This is a genomic window from Curtobacterium sp. MCPF17_047, assembly GCF_003234045.1.
Lineage (GTDB): Bacteria > Actinomycetota > Actinomycetes > Actinomycetales > Microbacteriaceae > Curtobacterium.
In genome coordinates, this window is sequence record NZ_QKSF01000006.1 from 25,571 (window position 1) to 51,378 (window position 25,808).

General features: G+C 70.1%; 21 protein-coding genes. 3 read left to right on the forward strand and 18 right to left on the reverse strand.

The genetic code is table 11. The features are described 5' to 3' along the window. Positions 1 to 72 precede the first annotated feature (72 nt). The 10 genes from leuS to DEJ33_RS07685 all read right to left on the reverse strand — a co-directional run bounded on the left by leuS (position 73) and on the right by DEJ33_RS07685 (position 12,824). Positions 73 to 2,619 carry a leucine--tRNA ligase gene (gene leuS / locus DEJ33_RS07640; protein WP_111194736.1) on the reverse strand — a complete coding sequence of 849 codons (2,547 nt, stop codon included), beginning with the start codon at positions 2,617 to 2,619 and terminating at the stop codon, positions 73 to 75. 50 nt (positions 2,620 to 2,669) lie between these two features. Continuing rightward, positions 2,670 to 4,400, reverse strand: coding sequence for a thiol reductant ABC exporter subunit CydC (gene cydC / locus DEJ33_RS07645; protein WP_111194638.1), 1,731 nt, complete (start codon positions 4,398 to 4,400; stop codon positions 2,670 to 2,672). Next, complete coding sequence (cydD, locus tag DEJ33_RS07650) at positions 4,397 to 6,076, reverse strand: thiol reductant ABC exporter subunit CydD (RefSeq protein ID WP_111194639.1); 1,680 nt, start codon at positions 6,074 to 6,076, stop codon at positions 4,397 to 4,399. The genes cydC and cydD overlap by 4 nt, the downstream gene beginning before the upstream one ends. 13 nt (positions 6,077 to 6,089) lie before the next feature. Continuing rightward, positions 6,090 to 7,094 carry a cytochrome d ubiquinol oxidase subunit II gene (gene cydB / locus DEJ33_RS07655; protein ID WP_111077603.1) on the reverse strand — a complete coding sequence of 335 codons (1,005 nt, stop codon included), beginning with the start codon at positions 7,092 to 7,094 and terminating at the stop codon, positions 6,090 to 6,092. 18 nt (positions 7,095 to 7,112) lie between these two features. Continuing rightward, the gene (locus DEJ33_RS07660) at positions 7,113 to 8,525 is read right to left on the reverse strand and encodes a cytochrome ubiquinol oxidase subunit I (RefSeq protein ID WP_111194640.1); all 1,413 of its coding nucleotides are present in this window, start codon (positions 8,523 to 8,525) and stop codon (positions 7,113 to 7,115) included. Between the two features lie 208 nt (positions 8,526 to 8,733). Then, positions 8,734 to 9,657, reverse strand: a complete 924-nt coding sequence (locus DEJ33_RS07665) for an ABC transporter substrate-binding protein (protein ID WP_111077605.1) — start codon at positions 9,655 to 9,657, stop codon at positions 8,734 to 8,736. Next, the gene (locus tag DEJ33_RS07670; protein ID WP_111194641.1) at positions 9,654 to 10,382 is read right to left on the reverse strand and encodes an ABC transporter permease; all 729 of its coding nucleotides are present in this window, start codon (positions 10,380 to 10,382) and stop codon (positions 9,654 to 9,656) included. The genes DEJ33_RS07665 and DEJ33_RS07670 overlap by 4 nt, the downstream gene beginning before the upstream one ends. Next, positions 10,379 to 11,095 carry an ABC transporter permease gene (locus DEJ33_RS07675; protein ID WP_111194642.1) on the reverse strand — a complete coding sequence of 239 codons (717 nt, stop codon included), beginning with the start codon at positions 11,093 to 11,095 and terminating at the stop codon, positions 10,379 to 10,381. Before DEJ33_RS07675 ends, DEJ33_RS07670 begins: the two co-directional genes overlap by 4 nt. Continuing rightward, positions 11,092 to 11,997: an ABC transporter ATP-binding protein gene (locus tag DEJ33_RS07680; RefSeq protein WP_111077608.1), complete on the reverse strand. Its 906-nt coding sequence runs from the start codon at positions 11,995 to 11,997 to the stop codon at positions 11,092 to 11,094. Before DEJ33_RS07680 ends, DEJ33_RS07675 begins: the two co-directional genes overlap by 4 nt. Before the next feature lie 179 nt (positions 11,998 to 12,176). Then, positions 12,177 to 12,824: a TetR/AcrR family transcriptional regulator gene (locus DEJ33_RS07685; RefSeq protein ID WP_181432888.1), complete on the reverse strand. Its 648-nt coding sequence runs from the start codon at positions 12,822 to 12,824 to the stop codon at positions 12,177 to 12,179. Between the two features lie 211 nt (positions 12,825 to 13,035). On the opposite strand from DEJ33_RS07685, the gene DEJ33_RS07690 reads away from it, so the two are divergent. Beyond that, positions 13,036 to 14,118, forward strand: coding sequence for an App1 family protein (locus DEJ33_RS07690; protein WP_375334693.1), 1,083 nt, complete (start codon positions 13,036 to 13,038; stop codon positions 14,116 to 14,118). Between the two features lie 89 nt (positions 14,119 to 14,207). After that, positions 14,208 to 16,133, forward strand: coding sequence for a glycoside hydrolase family 15 protein (locus tag DEJ33_RS07695; RefSeq protein WP_258374606.1), 1,926 nt, complete (start codon positions 14,208 to 14,210; stop codon positions 16,131 to 16,133). Positions 16,134 to 16,237: 104 nt separating this feature from the next. Here the strand turns inward: DEJ33_RS07695 and DEJ33_RS07700 are convergent, their stop codons facing one another. The 6 genes from DEJ33_RS07700 to DEJ33_RS07725 form a co-directional block, all read right to left on the reverse strand. After that, entirely contained in the window at positions 16,238 to 17,611 is a 1,374-nt protein-coding gene (locus DEJ33_RS07700) for a glucose-6-phosphate dehydrogenase (protein ID WP_111077611.1), read from the reverse strand. 226 nt (positions 17,612 to 17,837) lie between these two features. Then, complete coding sequence (locus DEJ33_RS07705; protein ID WP_111194644.1) at positions 17,838 to 18,254, reverse strand: cytochrome c oxidase subunit 4; 417 nt, start codon at positions 18,252 to 18,254, stop codon at positions 17,838 to 17,840. Between the two features lie 5 nt (positions 18,255 to 18,259). Continuing rightward, positions 18,260 to 19,999: a cytochrome c oxidase subunit I gene (gene ctaD, locus DEJ33_RS07710; RefSeq protein WP_181432887.1), complete on the reverse strand. Its 1,740-nt coding sequence runs from the start codon at positions 19,997 to 19,999 to the stop codon at positions 18,260 to 18,262. Between the two features lie 12 nt (positions 20,000 to 20,011). Further along, the gene (gene coxB, locus DEJ33_RS07715) at positions 20,012 to 20,914 is read right to left on the reverse strand and encodes a cytochrome c oxidase subunit II (RefSeq protein ID WP_110903121.1); all 903 of its coding nucleotides are present in this window, start codon (positions 20,912 to 20,914) and stop codon (positions 20,012 to 20,014) included. A gap of 358 nt (positions 20,915 to 21,272) precedes the next feature. Next, positions 21,273 to 21,641, reverse strand: coding sequence for an iron-sulfur cluster assembly accessory protein (locus tag DEJ33_RS07720; protein WP_110903120.1), 369 nt, complete (start codon positions 21,639 to 21,641; stop codon positions 21,273 to 21,275). Positions 21,642 to 21,745: 104 nt separating this feature from the next. Then, positions 21,746 to 23,224: a dipeptidase gene (locus tag DEJ33_RS07725; protein WP_111194645.1), complete on the reverse strand. Its 1,479-nt coding sequence runs from the start codon at positions 23,222 to 23,224 to the stop codon at positions 21,746 to 21,748. A 51-nt stretch (positions 23,225 to 23,275) separates the two neighbouring features. Between DEJ33_RS07725 and DEJ33_RS07730 the strand changes: the two genes are divergently transcribed. After that, positions 23,276 to 23,851 (forward strand): DUF3043 domain-containing protein, encoded by a 576-nt coding sequence (locus tag DEJ33_RS07730; RefSeq protein WP_258366248.1) that lies wholly within the window; start codon positions 23,276 to 23,278, stop codon positions 23,849 to 23,851. Between the two features lie 399 nt (positions 23,852 to 24,250). Here the strand turns inward: DEJ33_RS07730 and DEJ33_RS07735 are convergent, their stop codons facing one another. Then, a complete protein-coding gene (locus tag DEJ33_RS07735) occupies positions 24,251 to 25,318 on the reverse strand; it encodes a quinone-dependent dihydroorotate dehydrogenase (RefSeq protein WP_111194646.1) in 1,068 nt (355 codons plus the stop codon). Further along, positions 25,315 to 25,806 carry a transcriptional regulator NrdR gene (gene nrdR / locus DEJ33_RS07740; RefSeq protein WP_111077614.1) on the reverse strand — a complete coding sequence of 164 codons (492 nt, stop codon included), beginning with the start codon at positions 25,804 to 25,806 and terminating at the stop codon, positions 25,315 to 25,317. Before nrdR ends, DEJ33_RS07735 begins: the two co-directional genes overlap by 4 nt. Between the last annotated feature and the right edge of the window lie 2 nt (positions 25,807 to 25,808).

Genomic DNA, 25,808 nt, shown 5'->3' on the forward strand with positions numbered 1-25,808 from the left:
CCTGTGGAGGGACCGGCCCCGGACGGACCGGCCCCGGACGGACCAGGCCCGGAGGACCCGGCCCCGGAGGGACTAGCCCTTGATGGCGATGTTGACGAGCTTCGGTGCCCGGACGATGACCTTCACGATCTCGCGGTCACCGATGTACCGCTGCACCGCGTGCGACGAACGCGCGAGTTGCTCGAGCTCGTCCGCCTCGATCGACTTCGACACCTCGAACGAGTCGCGCACCTTGCCGTTGACCTGCACGACCGCGGTGAGGGTCTCCTGCACGAGCAGCGTCGGGTCGGCCTTCCGCCAGCCGAACGTCGCCACCGGGGAGTCGTAGCCCAGCGTCTGCCACATCTCCTCGCCGGTGTACGGCGCGAAGACGCTGAGCCCGAGGGCGATCGTCTCCGCGGCCTCACGCACGGCGGGGTCCGCGGCACCGGGTCCGCTGTCGATCGCCTTGCGGGTCACGTTCACCAGGTCCATGAGTCGTGCGATCACGACGTTGAACTTGAACGACTCCATCAGCCCCGGAGCGTCCGCCAGGAAGCGGTGCGTGGCCTGTCGGACGCCGCGGTCACCGGTGGACCAGACGGCGTCGGGCGTCGAGGTGACGTCGACGGCGATCCGGTACGCGCGTGCCAGGAAGCGTGCGGAGGCCGCGGGCGAGACGTCCTCCCAGTTGATGTCGTCCTCGGGCGGGCCGGCGAAGCCCATCACCAGGCGGATCGCGTCGACGCCGTGCGCGTCGAGCTCGTCACCGAGCGAGACGCCGCCCTTCGACTTCGACATCTTCGAGCCGCCGGAGAGCACCATGCCCTGGTTGAGCAGCGCCGAGAACGGTTCGGTGAAGTCGAGGTAGCCGAGGTCGAACAGCACCTTCGTGACGAAGCGCGCGTAGAGCAGGTGCAGGATCGCGTGCTCGACACCGCCGATGTACTGGTCGACCGGCGCCCACTTGTTGACGAGTGCCGGGTCGAACGCCTGCGTCTCGTCCTGTGGGGACAGGAAGCGTAGGAAGTACCAGGACGAGTCGACGAACGTGTCCATGGTGTCCGGGTCACGGCGGGCCGGGCTGCCGTCGACCGGGTTCGGCACGTTCACCCAGTCCGTCGCACCACCGAGGGGCGAGGTGCCCTTCGGCTTCAGGTCGAGGCCCTCGGTGTCGGGCAGGACCACGGGGAGCTGGTCCTCGGGCACCGGGTACTGGGTGCCGTCCTCGCCGTGGATGATCGGGATCGGGGTGCCCCAGAAGCGCTGTCGCGAGATGAGCCAGTCGCGCAGGCGGTAGGTCTTGGCGGCACGACCGGTGCCGCGCTCGTCGAGCAGGCTGATCGCCGCGGTGATGGCGTGCTGCTTGCTCATCCCGTCGAGCGGACCGGAGTTGATCATCCGACCCTGTCCGGTGAGGGCTTCGCCGGTGGTCGTCGGGTCGATCGAGGGCAGTTCGGTCTCGTCGGTGATCACGGGGATCGCACCGGTGACCGGCTGGTTCGTGTCGACGACGACCTTCACCGGCAGGTCGAAGGCCCGGGCGAAGTCCAGGTCGCGCTGGTCGTGCGCGGGCACGGCCATCACGGCGCCGTGCCCGTAGTCGGCGAGGACGTAGTCGGCAGCCCACAGCGGCAGGCGCTCCCCGGTCAGCGGGTGGATCGCCGAACGGCCGAGCGGGACGCCGGTCTTCGGGCGGTCGGCGTTCTGCCGGTCGATGTCCGAGGCCTTCTGCGTGGCGACCAGGTAGTCCTGGAACGCGGCGCGGGTGGCATCGTCGACGGACGGGTCGGCGACGAGCTCGGCGGCCAGGTCGGAGTCCGGTGCGACGACCAGGAAGGTCACCCCGTGGATGGTGTCCGGGCGCGTGGTGAACACGGTGACGGGCTCGTCACGGCCCTCGATGACGAAGTCGACGTCAGCACCGACCGAGCGGCCGATCCAGTTGCGCTGCATCGCGATGACCTTCGACGGCCATCGGCCCTCGAGCTGGTTGAGGTCGTCGAGCAGCCGGTCCGCGTAGTCCGTGATCTTGAAGTACCACTGCGTCAGCTTCTTCTTGACGACGACGGCGCCGGAGCGGTCCGAGGTGCCGTCGGGCAGGACCTGCTCGTTGGCCAGGACGGTCTGGTCCACCGGGTCCCAGTTGACCCAGCTGTCCTTCCGGTACGCCAGGCCCTTCTCGTACATCTTCAGGAACAGCCACTGGTTCCACTTGTAGTACTCGGGGTCGGAGGTGTGGATCTCGGTCGACCAGTCGAACGACGGCGCGTAGCGCTTGAAGGACGCCTTCTGCTGCGCGATGTTCGCGTAGGTCCAGTCCTTCGGGTCGACGCCGCGCTTGATGGCGGCGTTCTCGGCGGGCAGGCCGAACGAGTCCCAGCCGATCGGGTGCAGCACGTTGAAGCCCTGCTGGCGCCAGTAGCGCGCGACGAAGTCCCCGAGCGCCCAGTTCTCGGCGTGCCCCATGTGCAGGTCGCCGGAGGGGTACGGGAACATCTCGAGGATGTACTTGCGCGGGCGCTTGTCGTCGGGGTCGGCGGTGAAGAGGCCGAGCTCTTCCCACCGCGCCTGCCACTTCTGCTGGATGCGCCGGAAGTCGTAGGCGTGCGGGTCCTCGACGTGCTGCTCGATGGTCACGGTCGTCAACGATACAAGCCGTCAGGACCGTCTCGCGTCCGTGCGCCGGGTCACCGCGTGAGCAGGCGTCCGTCCCGCATCCGCAGGGTCCGGTCGACGAGGTCGGCCGGCACCGGTACGTGCGACACGACGAGCAGGGAGCGTCCGGCCGCGCGGGCGGTCGTCACGAGGTCGCGCAGCACGTCGTCACCGAGGTCGGGGTCGATGTCGGCGGTCGGCTCGTCGAGCACCAGGACGGGGAACTCGTGCAGGAGGGCCCGCGCCAGGGCCAACCGGTGGGCCTGGCCCCCGGACACGAGCGAACCGCGCTCCCCCACCGCGGCGCCGAGTCCCCCACGACGCCGGATCCAGTCCCCCAGTCCGACCCGGTCGAGCACGGCGAGCAGTTCGTCGTCGGTCGCGGTCTCCCGTGCGAAGAGCAGGTTCTGCCGGACCGACTGGTCGAAGACGAACGGGTCCTGCTCGATCAGACCGATGCGGGCGCGGACCGCGTCGGGGTGCATCGTCCGCACGTCCGTCCCGTCCAGGGTGACGCTGCCGGTGTGGTCGACGAACCGGACGAGGGCGTCCACCAGCGTCGACTTGCCGGCGCCGCTCGGTCCGCTGAGCACGACGACCTCGCCCGGGTGCAGGTCGAACGAGACCCCGTCGACCGCGGGGGTCGGCGCGCCCGGCCAGCGGACGGACAGGTCACGGACCCGGACGGTGACGGCGGCCGGCGCCACGAGGGCCTCCGGGCTGGCGGCGTCCTCGGGTTCGGGCACCAGTCCGACCGGCAGCTCCGCGGGGACGACCCGTTCGACGCGGTCCGCGGCGGCCCGGACCCGACGGAGTGTGAGGACGGCGAGCGGGACACCACCGACGACCTCGAACAGCGCGAGCGGGACGAACACCGCCAGTGCCCAGAGCGGGCCGTCCAGGGCACCACGGACGACTGCCGGCGCGCCCACGGCCAGCGTCACGATGACCGCAGCCCCGCCGACCAGGCCGACGAGCGCGCCGACGAGTGACTCGACGGCGCCGCGGCGGCGGACGGCCCGCGTGACGCGGTCGTCGAGCCGCGCGATGTGGGTGAGTCGTTCCTCCAGCGTGCCGTAGGCCACGAACACGTCGAGCGTGCGGACGGTGTCGAGCACCAGGTCCGCGACGCGCCCGCGGTCGGCGGCGGTCACCGCGTCGGAGCGGCGGGCGACCGCGGCGGTCACGACGGTCCCGACCAGGGCTGCCGTGCCGAGGGCCGACAGCAGCACGAGGGCGGCCGGCAGGGACACGAACGCGACGGCGACGACCGAGAGGAACGCGGTGACGCCCGCCGAGACGAGCGGCCCGACGACCCGGATCGGCAGGTCCTGCAGCCGGTCGGTGTCGGTGACGAGCCGCGTCGTGAGGTCGCCGCGCCCGGTCGATCCGAGCCCGGCGGGGGCGACCGAGGCGAGCCGACGGTACATCTCGGTCCGGACGACGGCGAGCTGGCGGAACGACGCGTCGTGCCCGGCGAGCCGGTCCACGTAGCGGAACACCGCGCGCCCGAGGGCGAAGGCGCGGACGCCGACCATGACGAGCGTCAGGTAGAGGATCGGCGGGTGCTCGGCGGCGCGCGTGATCAGGTACCCGCTGGCGGCGAGCAGGGCCACTCCGCAGAGCGCGCTGAGGACGCCGGCGGCGACGGCCTTCGCCCAACCCCGCCCACGGGGCAGGGCGAGTCGGAGGACGGACCGGGTGCGGGCCTCCCGGCCGTCGGGGCGGCTCACGCGGGTGCTGCTCGCGCGGGTGCTGCTCATGCGGACACCTCCTGTGGCGACCGCTGCGACGAGACCGTGACGGATCCGGAGGCGCGGATCGCGACGACGACGTCGGCGGCGGCAACGACGGCGGGTCGGTGGCTCGCGACGACCACGACCGCCCCCGCGTCCGCCAGTCGGCGGAGGGCGGCGACGACCTGCGCCTCGGACTCCGCGTCGAGGGCGGACGTCGGCTCGTCGAGGAGCACCAGCGGCGTCCCGAGCCGAGCCGCACGGTACAGCCCGCGCGCGACGGCGACACGCTGCGCCTGCCCGCCGGACAGCCCGGATCCGCCACTGCCGACCGGGAGGCCCGGGTCGACTCCCAGCCCCACCGCAGCGAGCTCGGTCCGCACGTCCGCCGTGTCCGGCTGGGCGCTGAGGGCGACGTTCTCGGCGACCGTGCCGCGCACCAGTCGCGGACGCTGGTCGACCCAGGTGGTGCGGTCGAGGACCGGCAGGTCGGCACGCCCGGGCACCGTGACCGTGCCGTCGGCGGGGAGGACCCCGCGGATCGCAGCGATCAGGCTGGACTTGCCGGAGCCGCTCGGGCCGGAGAGGGCGACGACGGTCCCGGTCGGGGCGGTGAGGTCGACCGGGCCGACGACCGTGCCGGAGCGGTGCACGCCGAGTCCGGCGAGCACCAGGGCCGGCGCCGGGACGTCCACCCCGGCAGCGGCGACGGTGTCCGGCGCAGCTGGTACCGGGACGTCGGGGTCGTCGAGCACGTCGAGGACGGCCTGCGACGCCTGCACCCCGTCCTGGGCCGCGTGGAAGTCGGCACCGACCTGCCGGAGCGGGGCGAACGCCTCCGGGGCGAGGACCAGGACGAACATCGCCGCGCCGAGGCCGAGCGAGCCGTCGACCAGCCGGATGCCGATCGACACCGCGACGAGTGCGACGGACAGGCTCGCAGCCAGCTCGAGGGCGAAGCCGCTGACGAAGGACAGCCGCAGCACACCGATGGTGCCCTGGCGGTACTCGTCCGTGACCTGCCCGATGCGGCCGACCTGGCGGCGGGCACGGCCGAACACCTTGAGGGTCGCGAGCCCCTCGACGGCCTCGGTGAACGCCCCACCGAGCCGTGCGAGTGCGTCCGCCTGCCGCTGCTGCAGCGACCGGGTGGCCAGGCCGATGAGGACCATGAACACCGGGATGACGGGCATCGCGCAGACGATGACGACCGCACTCGTCAGGTCGCCGAGGCCGATCGCGACGAGCAGCAGCGGGGTGGCGACGGCGGTGAGCGCGAGCTGCGGCAGGTACCGGCCGAAGTAGGCGTCCAGCGCGTCGAGCCCCGGGCCGAGCGTGGTGGCGAAGCCGGCGCTCGACCGACCGGCGAGCCACCCGGGGCCCCGGTCGGCCGCGCGCCGGAGCACGGAGGCGCGGAGTTCGCTCTTCACACGGGCACCCGCGCGGGCGGCGAGGTCGTCGGTCGCCCAGGCCGCGACCGCGCGGAGCAGGAACGCGCCGCCGAGCAGGGCGAGCGTGCCGGCGAACGTCGCAGGGACGGCACCGGCGCGGACCGCATCGACGACCTGGGTCACCGCGGCCGCGATCGCCCAGGCGATCGCGATGGTCGCGATCGTCCGCACGGCGCCGGTGCCGGCGGCGGCCACGACGAAGCCGCGCGCCGTCCGGGACAGACGGAGCAGGCGGGGGTCGAGCGGCTTCACACGTGCCTCCCGGTCAGTGCGCGGCCTGCGCGACGGTGGCGCGTGAGACCCGCTTGCGGAAGACCCAGTACGTCCACGCCTGGTAGGCCAGCACGAGCGGGATGCAGACCAGGGCGACCCAGCTCATGACCGTCAGCGTGTACGTGCCGGACGAGGCGTTGGCGACGGTCAGGCTGTTCGCCGGGTCGTTGGTGGCGGGCATCACGTCCGGGAACACCGCGGTGAACATCGCCAGGACGACCGCCGCGATCGTGACGGCCATCAGGGTGAAGGCGCGACCCTCCCGACCGCGTGCGGCACAGAGGACCGCGACGACCAGGGCCACGGCACCGACGGCCGACAGTACGAGCGACGTCGGGGTGGACCGGACGAGCGCCATCGTGACCAGGAACACGGCGGCGACCACGATCGTGACGACTCCGGCCCGCTTCGCCAGGCGCATCGCCCGCTCGCGCATCTCGCCCTCGGTCTTCAGCGCCACGAACACGACGCCGTGGGTGAAGAAGACCAGCAGGGTGGTGGCGCCGGCGAGCAGTGCGAACGGGTTGAGCAGGTCGAACAGCGTGCCGGTGTAGTTGTGCCCGGCGTCCATCGGGATCCCCCGGACGACGTTGCCGAACGCGACGCCCCAGAGGAACGACGGCACCGCGCTGCCGACCACGATCATCAGGTCGAACCGGCGCTTCCATGCCAGGTGCTTGTCCTGGTGCCGGTACTCGAACGACACCCCGCGCAGGATCAGTGCGGCGAGGATGAGCAGCAGTGCCAGGTAGAAGCCGGAGAACATCGTCGCGTACCACTCGGGGAAGGCGGCGAACAGGCAGGCTCCCGCGACGATCACCCAGGTCTCGTTGAGGTCCCAGACCGGGCCGATGGTGTTGATGAGCACACGGCGGTCGGTGTCGTCCCTGCCGAGGAACGGCAGGGACATGCCGACACCGAAGTCGAACCCGTCGAGCACGAAGTACCCGACGAAGAAGAGTCCGACGATCGCGAACCACAGAACAGGCAGGTCCATCTCAGGCAGCTTCCATCTCTAGTAGACCGTCACTTCGTGCTTGACCTCGCCGGTCTCCGCGTCGACCTCGGCCGGAGCGGCCGGGCCCTCCTGGGCGACCTTCTTGACCAGTCGGAACTCGACCACCGCGAGGGATCCGTAGATGAGGGTGAACACGACGAGCGAGATGAGGACCTCGAGGCCCGTCACGTTCGGGGAGACGCCGTCGGCCGTCTTGAGCAGGCCGAACACGAGCCAGGGCTGGCGGCCCATCTCGGTGAAGACCCAGCCGACGATCATCGCGGCCATCGGCAGCGGCACGGCCCAGATCGCGATGCGCCAGACCCACCGCTGCTGCGGGAAGCGGCCCTTGCGCGTCAGCCAGAGTCCGGCGAGCGAGACCATCACGGCGCCGACCCCGAGGGCGATCATCCAGCGGAAGGACCAGTAGGTCACCCAGATGATCGGCTTGTAGTCGCCCGGCCCGTAGACCTGCGTGTACTGCGCCTGCAGGTCGTTGATGCCCTCGACCGTGCCGGAGAAGGTGTGCGTCGACAGGAAGGACAGCAGGTACGGCACCCGGATCGAGAAGAGTTCGGTGACGCCGTCGGGCGTGCCGAGCGTGAAGATCGAGAACGAGGCGTCCTTGCCGGTCGCGGTGTTGTACAGCGCCTCGGCCGCGGCCATCTTCATCGGCTGCGTGTCGACCATGGTGAGACCGAGCTGGTCACCGGTGAGGACCGTGAGGGCGCCGGCCGCGACCATCGTCCAGAGGCCGAACTTCAGCGCCGGCATCATCGTCTCGAGGTTCTGGTTGCGCGCCAGGTGGTACGCGGCGACCGAGATGATCACGCCGGCGGCGACCGTGAAGCACGCGAAGACCGTGTGCGGGAATGCGGCGAGGGCGACCTTGTTCCCGAGGACGGCCCAGATGTCGGTGAGTTCGGCGCGACCCTTCGCCTCGTTGATCGCGTAGCCCACCGGGTGCTGCATGAACGCGTTCGCGGCGATGATGAAGTACGCCGACATGATCGTGCCCGCGCTGACGCACCAGATGCTCGCCAGGTGCAGCTTCTTCGGCAGGCGGTCCCAGCCGAAGATCCAGACGCCGATGAACGCCGCCTCGAAGAAGAACGCCAGGATGCCCTCGAGCGCGAGCGGGGCGCCGAAGACGTCGCCGACGAAGCGCGAGTAGTCCGACCAGTTCATGCCGAACTGGAACTCCTGCACGATGCCGGTGACGACCCCCATCGCGAAGTTGATGAGGAAGATCCGTCCGAAGAACCGCGTCAGCTGCAGGTAGTGCGCACGACCGGTCCGGACCCAGGCGGTCTGGAACACCGCGACGACGACGGCCATGCCGATCGTCAGCGGGACGAAGAGGAAGTGGTAGATCGTCGTCAGACCGAACTGCCACCGCGACAGCAGGAGCGGGTCCAGGAGGTCGTTCATGCTTCGACGGTACTGTCGAGCGGCACGGTTCGACAAGTTGTAGAGGGCACTGCTGCACGAACGTGCAGGCGTAGTGCACGGCACAACCGTGCGGAACAAGTGTCACGGACGAGCGTCCCGGGAACGACGACAGGCGCCGGGCTCGATGCCCGACGCCTGTCGTCGTGGACCCCGCAGAACGACGCGGGATCCGGGGTGTCCGTGCGACCTAGAGCAGGCCCTCGTCGGTCAGGAAGTCCTTCGCGATGGTCGAGGCCTTCTCCTTGTCGACGGTGCTCTTGGTGTTGAGCTCGATGAGCGCCTCGGTCGTCAGGACCTTGCTCACCTTGTCGATGTCGTCCGCCGCCTTGTCGTCGACCTTGCTCGAGACGACCGGGGTGACGTTCTGCGGAACGATGAGGTTCTTCGGGTCCTCGAGCGTCACGAAGTCGTTCGCCTTGATGCTCGGGTCGGCGGTGTAGATGTCCGCGAGCTGCACGGTGCCGTCCTTCAGCGCCTTGACCGTCAGGGCCCCGCCGGAGTCCTCGATCGCCTTGGACTGGACCGTCACGCCGTAGACCGACTTCAGGCCCTTCGGACCGTACGGACGCGTCTGGTTCTCCGAGTTCGCGCCGACGGTCAGCGTGCCCTTGACCTTCGAGAGGTCGGCAAGGCTCGTCACGTCGTTCTCCTCGGAGAACTTCTTCGTGACGGTGTAGCTGTCCTGGTCGGTGGCCTCGGCGGCGTCCAGGGCACGGAGCCCCTTCGGCAGGGCGCTCTTCAGGCCGTCCGTGATCTCGGACTCGGACTTCGCGGTCGAGTTCTTGTCGAAGTACTGCAGCAGGTTGCCGCCGTACTCGGGCATGACGTCGATCGCGCCCTTCTCGAGCTGCGGGAGGTAGACCTCGCGCTGCCCGATGTTGAAGTTCCGCTTCACCTGGAAGCCGTCCTTCTCGAGGACCTGGGCGTAGAGCTCGGCGATGATCTCGTTCGAGTAGTACTGCTGCGACCCGACGACGATCGTCTTCGAGTCCGAGGACGAGCTGGAGCCGCTGTCGAGCGGGCTGCTGGAGGAGCAGCCGGCGAGGGCGGCGGCCACGCCGACGGCGACCGCGGCGGCGATGCCGGCGCGGAGCTTGGGTGCTGTGATCACGAGGGGGTTCCTTCCGGGATGGGGGTGTGGGGCCGCTCACGCGATCCCGAGCGTCGCCGCGTCGGGCGGTCGGCGATGCCCGCGGGCACCACCGCCCGCTGGAGCACGGAGAAGACGATCTCGAACGCGATCGCGAGTGCGATCACGAGGATGGAGGCGCCGAGCATCATGGCGTAGTCCTGGGTCTTGAGCCCGAGGAACACGTACCCGCCGAGCCCACCCGATCCGACGTAGGCGGCGAGGGTGGCGGTGGCGACGACCTGGAGCACGGCGGCGCGGACGCCGCCGACGAGCAGCGGCAGTCCGAGCGGGATCTCGACCTTGGTCAGGATCTGCCACCCGGTCATGCCCTGCGCGCGGGCAGCGTCGACGGTGACCGGTTCGACGGACTCGATGCCGGCGTACGCCCCGGCGAGCACCGACGGGATCGCGAGCACGACGAGTGCGAACAGCGGAGCCTGCAGGTTCGCGCCGAGCAGCAGGCCCACCAGGGTGAGCACACCGAGCGTCGGCAGGGCGCGGATGCCGCCGGAGAGGGCGATCGCGAAGCCGCGTGCCTTGCCGGTGTGGCCGATCGCGTAGCCGATCGGGATCGCGATCACCGACGCGATGACGACGGCGAGCAGCGAGATCCAGACGTGTTCCCACAGCCGCTCGGAGACACCGTCGGGACCGGCGTAGTTGGCCGGGTCGAGGACCCAGCCGAAGGCCTGTCCGATGATCATGCGGTGACCTCCGCAGACTGGAGCACGCGGCGGGCCGCACGCTTCGAGGGCGCCGATCGACGCGTCCACGGCATCACGATCCGACCGAGCAGCACGAGCAACCCGTCGATCGCGAACGCCAGGACGAGGACCATCACGACACCCGCGACGATCTCCTCCGGGATGTTCCGGCCGATGCCGTCGGTGAAGAGCGATCCGAGGCTCTGGACACCGAGCACCGCGCCGACCGTGGTCAGCGAGATCGTGGACACCGAGACGACCCGGAGGCCCGCGAGCAGCACCGGACCGGCGAGCGGCAGGTCGACGCGGAAGAACCGCTGCGCTCCGGAGTACCCCATCGCGGTCGCCGCCGACGTGGTGGCGGGGTCGACCGATCCGAGGCCGTCCACGGTGGACCGGACCATGAGGGCGAGGCCGTAGAGCGTGAGGCCGATGACGATGTTCACGGGGTCCTGCAGCCCGGTGCCGATGAGGCCCGGCAGCGCGATGAACAGTGGCAGCGACGGGACGGCGTAGAGCAGCCCGGCGAACGTGACGATGCCTCCGCCCACACCGCTGCTGAGCGGGCGTGCGCCGGGTCGCCGGAGTCGGACGACGAGCCACCCGATCGGGATCGACAGCAGGAAGGCGATGATGATCGGCGGGATCGCGATCGCCAGGTGCGCGACCGTGTCGTCCCCGATCGTGTCGAGGTTCGACAGCACCCACTTCACCGGGTGCTCCCACCCTGCGCCGCAGCACCCGGGACGCTGGGCGTCCCGGCCTCGGAGCGGACAGCGGCAGCGGCGTCGACGACGCCCACGGGTCCGGTGAGGACGCCGGCGGCGCGGCCGTCACCGTCCACGACGACCGGACCGGTCGGGGTCTGCTCGACCCGGAGGGACCGACGGCCCCGTCCGACGCCGATGAAGTTCGCGACGAAGTCGTCCGCCGGCGCGGAGAGGATCTCCGCCGGCGTCCCCTGCTGGGCGATCTCGCCGCCCTTCTTGAGGATGACGACCTGGTCGCCGAGTTTGAAGGCCTCGTCGATGTCGTGCGTCACGAACACGACCGTCTTGCCCAACTCGCGCTGCAGCCGGATCAACTCGTCCTGCAGGTCGTTGCGCACGAGCGGGTCGACGGCGCCGAACGGCTCGTCCATGAGCAGGATGTTCGGGTCGACCGCGAGACCGCGAGCGACGCCGACCCGCTGCTGCTGTCCGCCGGACAGCTGCGACGGGTAGCGATCGGCGAGTGACCGGTCGAGGCCGACCGTGTCCATCAGCTCGAGCGCACGCTTCCGCGCGTCGGCCTTCGAGACCCCGGTGAGCAGTGGCACCGTCGCGATGTTGTCCGCGACCCTGCGGTGCGGCAGCAGACCGGCGTTCTGCATGACGTAGCCGATGCGACGGCGGAGCTGCACCGGGTCGACGCCGGCGATGTCCTCACCGTCGATCTGGACGGACCCCGAGGTCGGATCGATCATCCTGTTGATCATCCGGAGGAGTGTGGTCTTGCCACAACCGCTCGAACCGACGAACACCGTCGTGGTCCGCGAGGGGATCACGAGGTCGAACGACTCGACGGCGTTCGTGCCGTCCGGGTAGGTCTTGCGCACCGAGCGGAACTCGATCATGGGTGCCCTTCTTGGTGGAGGTAGCCCGACACCGGACGACAGTACAGGGCTGAGCCCATAGCGGTTCGGTCGTGACGGCGCATGACGCCTGGCGGACATCGACCCCGGGTCCGCGCAGTTCGGACACGAACGCCCGCCCCTCCGCGACGGAGGGACGGGCGTCCGAGGTGGGTCAGCGGTCAGGAGGCCCCGATCACCGACTCCAGGTACGGCCGGCTCATCGCGCGGTAGGCCGCGATCAGTTCGGTGTCCGGGTGCTCGCGGTCCACGTGCGCACGAGCGAGGACCGCGTGCGCGGACTCGGCCAGCACGACCCAGGCCCGGTTGATCGCCTCGGACTGGGGCAGGTCGAAGCGCTCGCGCATCACGGTGCCGACGGCTCCGCCGAGTGCGGCGAGGCGGTCGGCGTCCTCGTCACCGGACGTGGTGTCGAGGTCGGCGAAGCGGATCGCGCGGAAGCCGGGCTCGGTGCGGTACATCTCCGCGGTCATGTCGATGAGCGCGTCGCAGCCTTCCTGCCACGTCGTGGCGCCGGAGGCGTCGAGTGTCTCGACGAACCGGGCGGCGAGGCGCTGCGTGCACCGGATGGCGAGGGCCTCGACCACGGCGATCCGGTCCGGGAAGTACCGGTAGACCGTGCCGATCGACGCACCGGCACGCTCGGCGACCATGGCCGTCGTGAGCCGCTCGAAGCCGATCTCGTCGATGACCGCGGCCGCCGCGTCGAGCAGACCTGCGAGGCGCGCCGAGCTGCGGGCCTGGACCGGCTCGTTCCTGAGCAGTGATGATCCCCCCGGCAGTGCGTTCGAAACCTCGGTGACGAGCACGTGAACTCCTTCTCGCGGTGACCGCGGGCTGACTGACTGAGACGGCAACTCTCGCAGACGCCGCCTTGGTCTTCGCTGCGATTCCCGGGGTGTCGGGTCCACGACCCCGCTGCGGGACCACCCCGCATGGGATGATGGTGCGATGCCCGAGTCGACGCCTCCGGACCCTGCCGCGCCCCGGGCAACCACCCCGCAGCGGGACGCACGGTCCGTGGAACGCGAGCACGACCGCCGCGAACAGTCGCCCTGGGGCATCCAGCAGTGGGAGACCGCGATCCCGGAGCCGATCCTGCACCGGGCCGCCCGCATCGAGGACGCCGTGCAGGAGTACCGCGAACAGCACGCCCGGAAGCGCGGTCAGGTCCCGACCGTCATCCCGTACACGGGCTACGGCGCCCCGGGATGGGTCCGCGTGCTCTGCCGGGTGCTGCTGACCCGCCGCGGCCTGGCGTCGGACGTCTCGTACACGGGCGTCCGCGGGTGGCGCAGCTTCACGAGCGTGGCCGTCGACCACGCCGAGGTCACCATCTCGGCCGGCGGCAGCACGCACACCGTCCAGAGCGACCGCGGTGGTGTGGTCGACGCGATCGTCCCGATCGACCTCGAACCGGGATGGCAGACGATCCGACTGTCCGCCGGCGGCATGCGCGACGTGGACGCCGACGTCTTCGTGGTGCACCCGGACACCCGCTTCGGCCTGTTGTCGGACATCGACGACACCGTGATGGTGACGAGCCTCCCCCGCCCGATGCTCGCCGCCTGGAACTCGTTCGTGCTGACCGAACACGCCCGCCGTCCCGTGCCGGGGATGTCGGTCCTCTACGAGCGGGTCCTCGCGCAGCACCCGGGCGCGGCGACCGTGTACCTCTCCACCGGTGCGTGGAACGTGGCACCGACCCTGCAACGCTTCCTGACCCGGAACATGTACCCGTCCGGCACCCTGCTGCTCACGGACTGGGGCCCGACCCACGACCGGTTCTTCCGGAGCGGACAGCAGCACAAGCAGGACAACCTGCGGCGCCTCGCGCGGGACTTCCCGGACATCCAGTGGCTGCTCGTCGGCGACGACGGACAGCACGACGAGCACCTCTACGGCGAGTTCGCCCGGGAGCACCCCGAGAACGTCGCCGCGGTCGCGATCCGACAGTTGTCGACGAGCGAGGCCGTCCTCGCCGGTGGTCGATCGCGCGCCCAGGAGCGCACCCGCGACTCCACCGTGCCGTGGGTCTACGCCCCGGACGGTGCCGGCCTCTGGACCGAGCTCGGACGCGTCGGGATCGCCGACCTCGACTGACCCTGGCTCTCGACTGAACGGGCTCTCGACCGACGCTGGCTGCTGCTGGTGACGGTCGGCCGTGCCGCCGAAGTCATGCCGGGAGCGATCTGAACGCACCTTCAGCGCAGCCGCGTCCGGGGTGTGGGTGGTTCGATCAGGGCATGGCTCAGCGCATCGAGGACCACGCCCTCATCGGGGACTGTCACACGGCCGCACTCGTCACCCGGGACGGTGACGTCGACTGGGCGTGCCTGCCCCGCTTCGACAGTGCGTCGACGTTCGCGGCACTGCTCGGCGACGAGCACGACGGTCAGTGGTCGCTCCGCCCCGCCGACCCCGACGCGACCCCGGTCCGCCGACACGAAGGCGACTCCCTCGTGCTCTCGACGGTGTGGACCACCACGACCGGCGTCGTCGAGGTCACCGACTTCATGCCGGTCGACGCGCACCGGGCCACCATCGTCCGACGGGTCCGCGGGCTCACCGGGACGGTCGACATGCGCCAGGTCCTGCGCATCCGCTTCGGCTACGGGGACGTCCTGCCCTGGATCCGTCAGGTGGGCAACGACGACGAACCGGTCCTCGTCGCGACCGCCGGTCCGGACGCCGTCGTCGTCCGGGGCCCGCGCTTCCGCGCCGACGACCACCGGCACACCGCCACCACGACGATCGCGGACGGCGACGTCCTCGACACCGTCCTCACCTGGTACCCCTCCCACCGTGAGCCCCCGGAGCCGTTCGACGTCGACGCCGCCCTGCACCACACCCGCGACTGGTGGCACGACTGGACCTCCCGCACCCGCGCCGAGGGCAGGTACGCGTCCGCCGTCCGCAGCTCGCTGATGTACCTGCGCGCCATGACCCACGCCGAGACCGGCGGCGTCGTGGCGGCCGCGACCACGAGCCTCCCGGAGGACCCCGGCGGCGAACGCAACTGGGACTACCGCTTCGTGTGGCTGCGTGACGCGTCGATGGCGCTCGCGTCCCTGATCGCCCACGGGTACCGCGACGAGGCGTCACACTGGCGGGCGTGGCTGCTCCGCGCGATCGCGGGTGACCCCGACGACGTGCAGATCATGTACGGCATCGCCGGTGAACGGGAACTGCCGGAACGGACGCTCGACCACCTGGCCGGGTACGCGGACTCGAAGCCGGTGCGAGTCGGCAACGGCGCGTACACGCAGTACCAGGGCGACGTGTTCGGAGAGGTCCTGGCAGCGCTGCACGACGCCCGCGAGCTCGGTGTCGAGGAGAGCGGCGCATCGTGGTCCCTGCAGCGCGCGCTCCTCAGCCACGTCGAGGAGCACTGGCAGGAGCCCGACAACGGCATCTGGGAGATGCGCGGACCCCGGCGGCACTTCACCCACTCGCGCGCGATGATCTGGGCGGCGTTCGACCGCGGGGTCGCCGCATGTGAGGAGTTCGGCCTCGAGGGGCCCGTCGAGCGCTGGCGCACCCTGCGCGACCAGGTGCGCGCGGAGATCGAGGAACACGGATGGAACGCCGAGCGCGGCGCCTACCGGCAGCATTACGACACCGACGAGGTCGACGCGAGCCTGCTCGTCCTGCCCCAGATCGGCTACTGCAAGCCGGACGACCCGCGGATGCTCGGCACGGTCGCGGCCATCGAGCAGGACCTCCGCGTCGGCGACGACGGGCTCCTGCTCCGGTACCGGACGTCCTCCGGCTTCGACGGTCTCAGCGGCGCGGAACACCCGTTCCTGGCCTGCTCGTTCTGGCTCGTCGAGCAGTACGCCGGGTCCGGTCGGATCGCGGACGCCGAACGACTCATGGACGTCCTGGTCGGCTTCGCGAACGACGTCGGCATGCTGTCGGAGGAGATCGACGTCGCGACCGGACACCACATCGGCAACACCCCGCAGGCGCTCTCGCACCTGACGCTCGTGACCGCGGCAGACGCGATCGCGCGTGCACGGGGAGCGGCCGCCGGCCACCGGACGAGGTCGGCGCAGCGCGACGGCGGGACGTGGAGCGTCACCGGCGCGGGCGAGCGAGCCGGACGGCCAGCCTGACACGACCGGGCACGCCGTCGGACCCTGCCGACGGTGCGCCCGGACGGACGGGAGGCCCGGTGCCAGCTGGCACCGGGCCTCCCGTCATGCGGTCCTCGCGTCGGTCAGGAGGAGCTGACCCACTCGGCCGGGCCGCGCGAACCGGCGCGGTACTCCTCGAGCGGGACTGCTCCGGACTTCCACGCGGAGACGACCGGCTCGACGATCTCCCAGCAGCGCTCCGCGACATCGCCGCGGATGGAGAGCAGCGGGTCGTCGTGGAAGATGCCGTTCAGCACCTCGCCGTAGGGGGTGAGCTCGCCGTCGTCGAACGAGGACGACAGGGTGACCTGACCCATCTCGAACGGGTTGCCGCCGCCGTTGGCCGAGACCGACAGCTCGATCTCGTCCGGGTTGAGGACGATGCGCAGCGTGTCGGCCTTCGGGCGACCGGTCAGACCGGAGGGCAGGCGCGTCACGGGCTTGAAGGTGATGAGCACCTCCTTCCGACTGGCGCCGAGCGCCTTGCCGGAGCGGAGGGTGAAGGGGACGCCGGCCCAACGGGCGGTGTCGACCTCGACCTCGATCTCGGCCAGGGTCTCGGTCTCGCGCGACGGGTCGACCCCGTCCTCCTGCTGGTACGACGGCAGTTCCTTGCCGTCGATCGTGCCGGCCGTGTAGACCGCGCGGCGGGAGGCGATGGTCGCGTCGTCGCCCTTGAGGCGGGTCGAGCGGAGCACCCGGGCGAGCGAGGAGCGGAACTCGACGGAGTCGATCGCCGCCGGGGCGTCCATCGTGACGAGCGCCAGGATCTGGAGCAGGTGCGACTGGATCATGTCGACCAGGGCGCCGGCCTCGTCGTAGTACTGCGCGCGGTTCTCGAGGCCCAGGGTCTCGTCGTAGAAGACGTCGACCTTCTCGATGTTGTCGGCGTTCCAGATCGGCTCGAACAGGCGGTTCGCGAAGCGCAGACCGATGATGTTGAGGACCGTCGTACGACCGAGGAAGTGGTCGGTGCGGTGCACGCGCTCCTCGGGGACGAGCTCGAGGACCGTCTTGTTGAGCGCCTCGGCACTCGCGACGTCGGTGCCGAAGGGCTTCTCGAACGCCAGCGTCGTGCCCTCGGGGAGCTCGACGTGCTGCAGCGCCTCGCAGATGTCGGACGCGATCTGCGGCGGCAGCGCGAAGTAGAGGATCGGCTCGGCCTCGGCGGCGTCGAGCAGGGCCTTCAGGTGCTCCGGGTCGGTGGGGTCGCCCTGGATGAACTTCGTCGAACCGATGGTCGCATCGACCTCCGGGCCGGCCACGTCCTGCGACGCGAACGACTTCGTGACGACGTCCTTCCACTGCTCCTCGCTGCGGGCGCTGCGGCCCGTGCCGATGAGCTGGACCGGGACGGAACGGCCGCTCTGCAGGAAGGTACCGAGACCCGGCAGGAGGAGGCGGGAGGCGAGGTCGCCGGTCGCGCCGAAGATGATGAGCGTGCGCTTGTCAGTCACCGGAGGTGACTCCTTTCGCTTGTGGACGGTCCGCAGGACCTGCGGCCGCGGTCATGCGGTCCTCAGGAGCCAAGGTCCATCGTGCCCGGGAGATTCCCGGGCCGTTCCAGATGGTGTTCGGACGTGTTCTTGTTCGGTGCGTGCATCCGGTGGCGGCGGTCCGCCTGCCCCGGACGCAGTTCGGGCGGCACCGAGATGGTGCCGCCCGAAGCGTTTGTGGCGTGGGTCAGTGCCCGAAGTTGCCGCGGTAGTACTCGTAGACCCAGCCGACGAGCGTGATCACGACGAGCACGAGTCCGATCGGCACGATCCAGAGGCCGGCGGCGACCCCGAGGAACACGAGCGCGATCGCTGCCGCGAGGAACAGCGGCCACCACGACCACGGGCTGAAGTGCCCGAGCTCGGCGTCGCCGTCCTCGATGTTCGCGTCCTGGCGGTCCTCCGGCAGCACCCCGCCCTGGGCCGACATGACGCGACCGAGGTAGAAGGCGATGAAGGCGGACATGATGCCGGTCAGACCGATCGACAGGGTGCCGACCCACTCGACCGAGCCGTAGTAGATCATCGACCAGATCGTGTACGCGGCGTCCGCGAGCACGAAGAAGACGAACAGGATCCAGAACAGATTGGTGTTGGCGCGCATGGCGGCTACTTCACCTCGCCCTTCGCGGCGTCGTAGGTCGGAGCGTCAGGAGCGTCCTTCGCCGGGCCCACGCCGACCGGCACGCCGGCCTCGGGGTGGTTCAGGTCGAACGCCGGGGACTCGGAACGGATCCGCGGGATCGAGGTGAAGTTGTGCCGCGGCGGCGGGCAGGAGGTCGCCCACTCGAGCGAGCGGCCGTAGCCCCACGGGTCGTTGACGGCCACCTTCGGAGCGTTCCGCGCGGTGACGTACACGTTGAAGATGAACGGCAGGAACGAGATGCCGAGGATCATCGAGCCGATCGTCGACACCTGGTTCATCCAGGTGAAGCCGTCGTTCGGCAGGTAGGTCGCGTACCGACGGGGCATGCCCACGACGCCCAACCAGTGCTGGATGAGGAACGTGGTGTGGAACCCGACGAACAGCAACCAGAAGTGGATCTTGCCGAGGCGCTCGTTCAGCATCTTGCCGGTGAACTTCGGCCACCAGAAGTAGAAGCCGGAGAACATCGCGAACACGACGGTGCCGAAGACCACGTAGTGGAAGTGCGCCACGACGAAGTACGTGTCGGACACGTGGAAGTCGAGCGGCGGGGACGCCAGGATCACGCCGGTGAGACCACCGAAGGTGAAGGTCACGAGGAAGCCGATGGCCCACAGGATCGGCGTCTCGAACGTCACCGACCCGCGCCACATCGTGCCGACCCAGTTGAAGATCTTCACGCCGGTCGGGACCGCGATGAGCATCGTCATCAGCGAGAACCACGGCAGGAGGACGCCACCGGTGACGTACATGTGGTGCGCCCACACCGTGACCGAGAGGGCCGCGATGGTGATGGTCGCGTAGACGAGGGTCTTGTAGCCGAAGATCGGCTTGCGGCTGAACACCGGGAAGACCTCGGACACGATGCCGAAGAACGGCAGCGCGATGATGTAGACCTCGGGGTGCCCGAAGAACCAGAACAGGTGCTGCCAGAGCAGGGCACCGCCGTTGGCCGGGTTGAAGATCTGGGCGTCGAAGACACGGTCGAGCCCGAGGCCGAAGAGCGCGGCGGCGAGGACCGGGAAGGCCATCAGGACGAGGAGGCTCGTGACGAGCACGTTCCACGTGAAGATCGACATGCGGAACATCGTCATGCCCGGCGCACGCATCGTGATGATCGTGGTGATGAAGTTGACCGCACCGAGGATCGTCGAGAAGCCGGTCATGCCGAGCCCGAAGACCCACAGTGTCCCGCCGAGCCCTGGTGTGAACGTCGTGTCACTCAATGGCGCGTAGGCGAACCACCCGAACGAGGCTGCACCCTGCGGGGTGAGGAAGCCACCGACGGCGATCGCGCTGCCGAAGAAGTACATCCAGAAGGCCAGGCCGTTCAGACGCGGGAACGCGACGTCCGGTGCGCCGATCTGGAGCGGCATGATCGCGTTCGCGAAGCCGGAGAACAGCGGCGTCGCGAACATCAGCAGCATGATCGTGCCGTGCATCGTGAAGAGCTGGTTGTACTGCTCCTTGGTCGCGACGACCTGGAGCCCCGGCTCGAACAGCTGCGCGCGGATGACGAGCGCCATGATGCCGGCGAGCAGGAAGTAGAGGAACGAGGTGATCAGGTACATGTACCCGATCGTCTTGTGGTCGGTGGACGTCGCCCACCGAACGATGATGTTGCCCTTGCGGCCGACCCTCGACGCCTGGAAGTCCGGCGTCGAAGGCCTGGTGGTCGCCTGGCCGACGAATGACGTTGTCATTGAGACGCGCCCTTACTTCTTCTCGCTGGACGCCTCGGCAGGCGCCTCGTTGTTCGGCTGGTTCGTGTTGGTGTCGTACTCGTTGCCGAGCAGACCGACCTTGCCCTGGTCCTTGAGGGACGAGAGGTAGTCGTCGTACTTCGCCTGCGACACGACCTTCACCTGGAAGAGCATGAGGGAGTGGTACTCACCGCAGAGCTCGGCGCACTTGCCCTGGTAGGTGCCTTCCTTCTCCGGGATGAAGTACTCGTAGTTCGTACGACCCGGCAGCATGTCCTTCTTGTAGAGGAAGTCGATGACCCAGAAGGAGTGGTTGACGTCGCGAGAGCTGAGCTCGATCTCGACCTTCTTGCCCACCGGCAGGTACAGCGTCGGGAGGAGCGACTCGTCGATGGCGCCGCCGCCGTTCTCCTCTTCCTGGGCCTGGATGCCCTGGTAGTAGACGCTTTCCTTCGGGTTGTCCTTGTTGATGTAGTTGAAGTCCCAGCCCCAGCGCTTGCCGTACACGTGCACGGTGGCGTCGGGCTGCGCGAACGGCTTCTCGATCGCTTCCTGGTCCTTCGCGGTGAAGGCGAAGAAGCCGAGGACGAGGATCAGCGGCACGATCGTGTAGAAGATCTCGAGCGGCATGTTGTACCGCATCTGCACCGGCAGGCCGGTCTGGCCCTTCCGGCGGCGGTAGACGATCGCGGCCCAGATGATCAGGCCCCAGACGATCAGACCCACGGCCAACAGGACGATCCAGCTCGTCGTCCACAGGCCGACGATGCGGCTCGTGTGGTTGGTGACGTCCTTCGTCTGCTCCGTGCCCGGGAGCCATCCGTTCATCTGCTGCTGCGTGCAGCCAGCCAGTGCGATGACCAGACCGACGGCCACCGGCACGGCCGCCCAACGTATACGGCGATTCGAACGCACTGTTACCTCTCGGAAAGACGTGGCCCGGGAACCGGTCGTCGCGCGACCGGCGCCGACGGTGACCCCGTCGACGAGCACCGAGGTCAGCCGCAGGGCTGACGCGTGGGTGACTCCCAGCTTGGTTGGAACACTCCTAGCCTACTCGCAGCCATCGACACCGAGCGCACAACCGACACGCGTTGTGGACGGAAACGGCGCTGCGAGGGGCGCTTTTCCCTGGTCATCTGCGTCGGCGGTGATGTCCGTCACGATCGAGATGCGGGAACGCGAACGGGGAGCGGCCGTCTCGGCCGCTCCCCGTTCGCGTGTCGTCGCTCCCCCGCGTGTTCCGCGGGCCGGCGACCAGCCCGTCCGGTGGTCAGTGGAAGCTGTCACCACACGCGCAGGAGCCCTGCGCGTTCGGGTTGTCGATCGTGAAGCCCTGCTTCTGGATCGTGTCTTCGAAGTCGATCGTGGCGCCGTCGAGGTACGGGACGCTCATCTTGTCGACGACCACTTCGACCCCGTCGAACTCGGCCGTGGCGTCACCGTCGAGGAGTCGCTCGTCGAAGTAGAGCTGGTAGATGAGCCCCGAGCAGCCGCCGGGCTGGACGGCGAGGCGGAGGCGCAGGTCGTCGCGGCCTTCCTGCTCGAGCAGGCTGGCGACCTTCGCCGAGGCCGCGTCGCTCAGCAGCACACCGTGCGACTTGGCGTCGGTCGCTGCTTCGGTCGTGATGGTGTCGCTCATCGACGTCTCCCTTGCTGGCGGTGTCGTTCACCGGCCGTCGCGTCGATTCTAAGCACGTGCACCGACGAGCGGGGTCCCGATCCAGGACCTGTGGAGGACAGGGGTCACCCGCGACCCTGCAGCCGCGCCAGGAGGATCGCCTCCGAGACGATCGCGCGGTGCAGCACACCGAGGTGCTGGGACTCGTTCGGGCTGTGCGCCCGCGTGTCGGGGTCCTCGACACCGGTGACCAGGATCTGGGCCTCGGGGAACTCCGCCGCCAGGTCCGAGACGAACGGGATCGACCCGCCGATGCCCTGCTCCACCGGGTCCGCGCCCCAGCCCTCGGACATGGCTGTGCGGGCCTCCTGGACGGCCCAGCCGGTCGCGTCGACCAGGAACCCGTCGCCGGCGTCGACCTCGGTGATCTCCATCCGGGCACCGAAGGGGACGTGCTCACGCAGGTGGGCCTCCACCGCGGCGAAGGCCTCCGTCGCGGCCTGGCCCGGGGCGACGCGGACCGACACACGCGCCGCGACCGTCGGGATCAGCGTGTTCGAGGCGTTCGCGACGCTCGGGACGTCGAGGCCCGTCACCGTGATCGACGGCTGGAACCACATCCGCGACAGCACCGGACCGCTGCCCACGGGGCGGGCACCCTCGACCAGGGCGGCCTCGGTCGCGAAGTCCGACTCGGACCGCTCGGGCACCGGGGCGTCGTGCGCCGTCAGACCGGACACCGCGACCGCGCCGTCGTCGTCGTGCAGCGAGGCCAGCAGGCGCACCATCGGCATCATCGCGTCCGGGGCGGCGCCGCCGTACATGCCGCTGTGGCTGGCGTGCTCGAGCGTCGTCACGGTGAGCTTGAACGTCGTGTTGCCACGGAGCGACACCGTGATGGCCGGCACCTCGGTCGACCAGTTGTCGCTGTCGGCCACGACGATGACGTCCGCGGCCAGGTGTTCGCGCTGCTCGCGCAGGAAGGTGCGGAACGAGCGGGAGCCGAACTCCTCCTCCCCCTCGATGAAGAGCACGATGCCGACGTCCAGGTCCTCGCCGAACTGGGCGTGCACGGCCCGGAGTGCGGCGACGTGGGTCATCACGCCGGCCTTGTCGTCCGAGGCACCGCGCCCGTAGAGCCGGTCGCCGCGCAGGGTCGGCTCGAACGGCGGCGTCTCCCACAGCGCGTCGTCGCCCTGGGGCTGCACGTCGTGGTGGGCGTAGAGCATCACCGTCGGCTTGCCGTTCCGGGCCGGCCGCACCGCCAGGACCGCCGGCTGCCCGAGCTCGACGGACTCGTCGCCCGCTGACACCGTGTCCGCGTCGGCGGGCGTGTCGCCCTCGACCGCGGAGCGCACGATCCGGACCTCGTCGAACACCTGGGTCGAGCGCACCAGCTCGGCCACGGCCTCCGCGTTCCGGCGCACGTGCGCCGGGTCGAACGCCGACCACGACACCGACGGGATGCGCACGAGTGCGGACAGGTCGGCGATCGTGGCGGGCAGCGCGCCGTGCACGTGCTCGCGCAGCGCCGCCAGCAGGGCGGGGTCGGTCGCGGGCGCCTGGGGCCCCGCTGCGGAGGTGTGCTTCTCGGTGTCGGTCATGGCCGGTAATCTAGAGGACGTCCAGCACGCAGAGCGCCGTTAGGAACGACCGTGGCGAAGGCAACCCCCAAGACCAACGTGACCGTGAACCCGGCCGACGACGAGCTCGTCGCGCACGGCAAGGGTCGCCCCACGCCCTCGCGCCGCGAACGTGAAGCCGCCAACAAGCGCCCGATCGTCGGCAACAGCCCGGCGGACAAGAAGGCCGCTCGCTCGCGTCTGAACGGTGATCGCGAACGAGCCCGCGTCGGCATGGCGAACGGCGAAGAGCGCTACCTGCCGGCGAAGGACCGCGGCGAGCAGCGCCGGTTCATCCGCAACTACATCGACGCCCGCTGGAACGTGGGCGAGGTCATGATGCCGGTGCTCATCCTGTTCCTGCTCGTCGGGTTCCTCGCGGCGCAGACCGCTGCCGCCTCGTACTCGCTGCTGTTCGTCTGGGCGTTCGTGCTGCTGTTCGTCCTCGACTGCGCCGTGCTGTGGTTCGCGCTGCGCCGGAAGTTCGCCGCGACCGGGCAGGAGTTCCAGCGTGGGAACTTCCTCTACATCCTGACCCGCGCGTGGCAGCTCCGGTTCCTCCGCCTGCCGAAGCCGCAGGTCAAGCGCGGGCAGTACCCGACGCTCTGACCTCGTTCCGCTCGAGCGCCGCAGCGCCGTCGACCTCCGGGTCGGCGGCGCTGCGTCGTGTGACGGCCGGGACGCCGCCGTGCGCGCGAGACGCCGCCGTGCGCGTGAGACGCCGCCGAAATCCGCGGCGTCTCAGGCGGAAGCCGGCGTCTCACCGACACGCCGGCGCCAGCGCCAGCGCCCAGCGGACGCGCGGCAGGCGGCGTCTCACCGACACGCCGGCGCCAGCGCCCGCCCAGCGGACGGGAGGCTCGAGGCGGCCGCCACGAGCCTCCCGGCCAGACGCCGCCGAGTGCGCGAGACGCCGCCCAAGTCCGGGGCGTCTCCCGCGGAAGGCGGCGTCTCACCGAGACGCCGGCGCCACGACGCGCCGCACGCGGCCACTTGCCAGCCGCGGCCTCAGCGTCGCCGCAGGCGCTTCCGCCGCAGCCGGTTGATGCGCATCGCCCAGGTCGGACCCTCGTAGAGGAACGCCGTGTAGCCCTGCACCAGCGTGGCACCGGCGGCGATCCGGGCCTGGACGTCGGCCTCGGAGGTGACGCCACCGACCGCGATGACGCAGAACCCGGCGGGCACCGCAGCGCGCACGCGACGCAGGACCTCGAGGGAGCGGGCACCGAGCGGCGCGCCGGAGAGCCCCCCGGCACCCATCGCCTGCACGTCCGCGTCGGGCGTGGTGAGGCCCGTGCGCTCGATCGTCGTGTTCGTCGCGATGACCCCGGACAACCCGAGCTCGACCGCGAGTCCGGCGATGGCGTCGATCTGCTCGTCGGTCAGGTCCGGGGCGATCTTCACCAGGACCGGCGTCCGGCCGGCGGCGTCGTGCACCGCGGAGAGCAGCGGTCGGAGTTGGTCGAGTTCCTGCAGGCCGCGGAGGCCCGGGGTGTTCGGCGAGCTGACGTTGACGGCCAGGTAGTCGGCGAAGGGGGCGAGCAGCCGGGTGGACTCGAGGTAGTCCTCGACCGCGTCCTCGACGGAGACGACGCGGCTCTTGCCGATGTTGACGCCGATCACCGGTCGGCCCGGGTTGCGGCGGGCACGCTCCAGTCGGCCGGCGGCCTTGACGGCACCGTGGTTGTTGAAGCCCATCCGGTTGATCAGCGCCCGGTCCGGGATGAGTCGGAACAGCCGGGGTCGTTCGTTCCCCGGCTGGGGGCGTGCCGTGATGGTGCCCACCTCGACGTGCCCGAATCCCAGGACGCCGAGTCCGGCGATGCCGCGGGCGTCCTTGTCGAACCCGGCGGCCAGACCGAAGCGGGACGGGAAGTGGATCCCCATCGTGGTGATGCCGTCCTCGGCGGAGGGCCTGGCGTACCGCTCCACGGCCCCACCGATGACGGGCACGTGCGGGAGGAGCCGGATGACGCTGAACGCCAGGTGGTGCGCGCGCTCGGGGTCCATCTTGGCGAAGACGTTCCGGAAGACCACCCCGTACCCGGCGCGGACGAGGGACTCCAGGCCGCTCACGCGCTGGCGCCGTCCGCGGGACGATCCGCACCGGACGCGCTGTGGTGGTCGATGCGCAGCTGGCCGATGGCGTCCTCGAAGTCCTCGAGGGAGTCGAACGCCTGGTAGACGCTGGCGTACCGCAGGTAGGCGACCTCGTCGAGTTCGCGCAGCGGGCTGAGGATCGCCAGGCCGATGTCGTTCGCCTCGATCTGGCTCGCGCCGGAGGACCGGACGATCTCCTCCACCCGCTGCGCGAGCACGGCGAGGTCCGAGTCGGTGACGGGTCGACCCTGGCAGGCCTTCCGCACGCCGGAGATGATCTTCTCGCGGCTGAAGGGCTCGAGGACACCGTTGCGCTTCACCACGTTCAGTGAGGCGGTCTCGGTGGTCGAGAAGCGTCGTCCGCAGTTCGGGCACTGGCGGCGTCGGCGGATGGAGGTTCCGTCGTCGCTCGTCCGGGAGTCGACGACACGGGAGTCCGGGTGGCGGCAGAAGGGGCAGAACATGG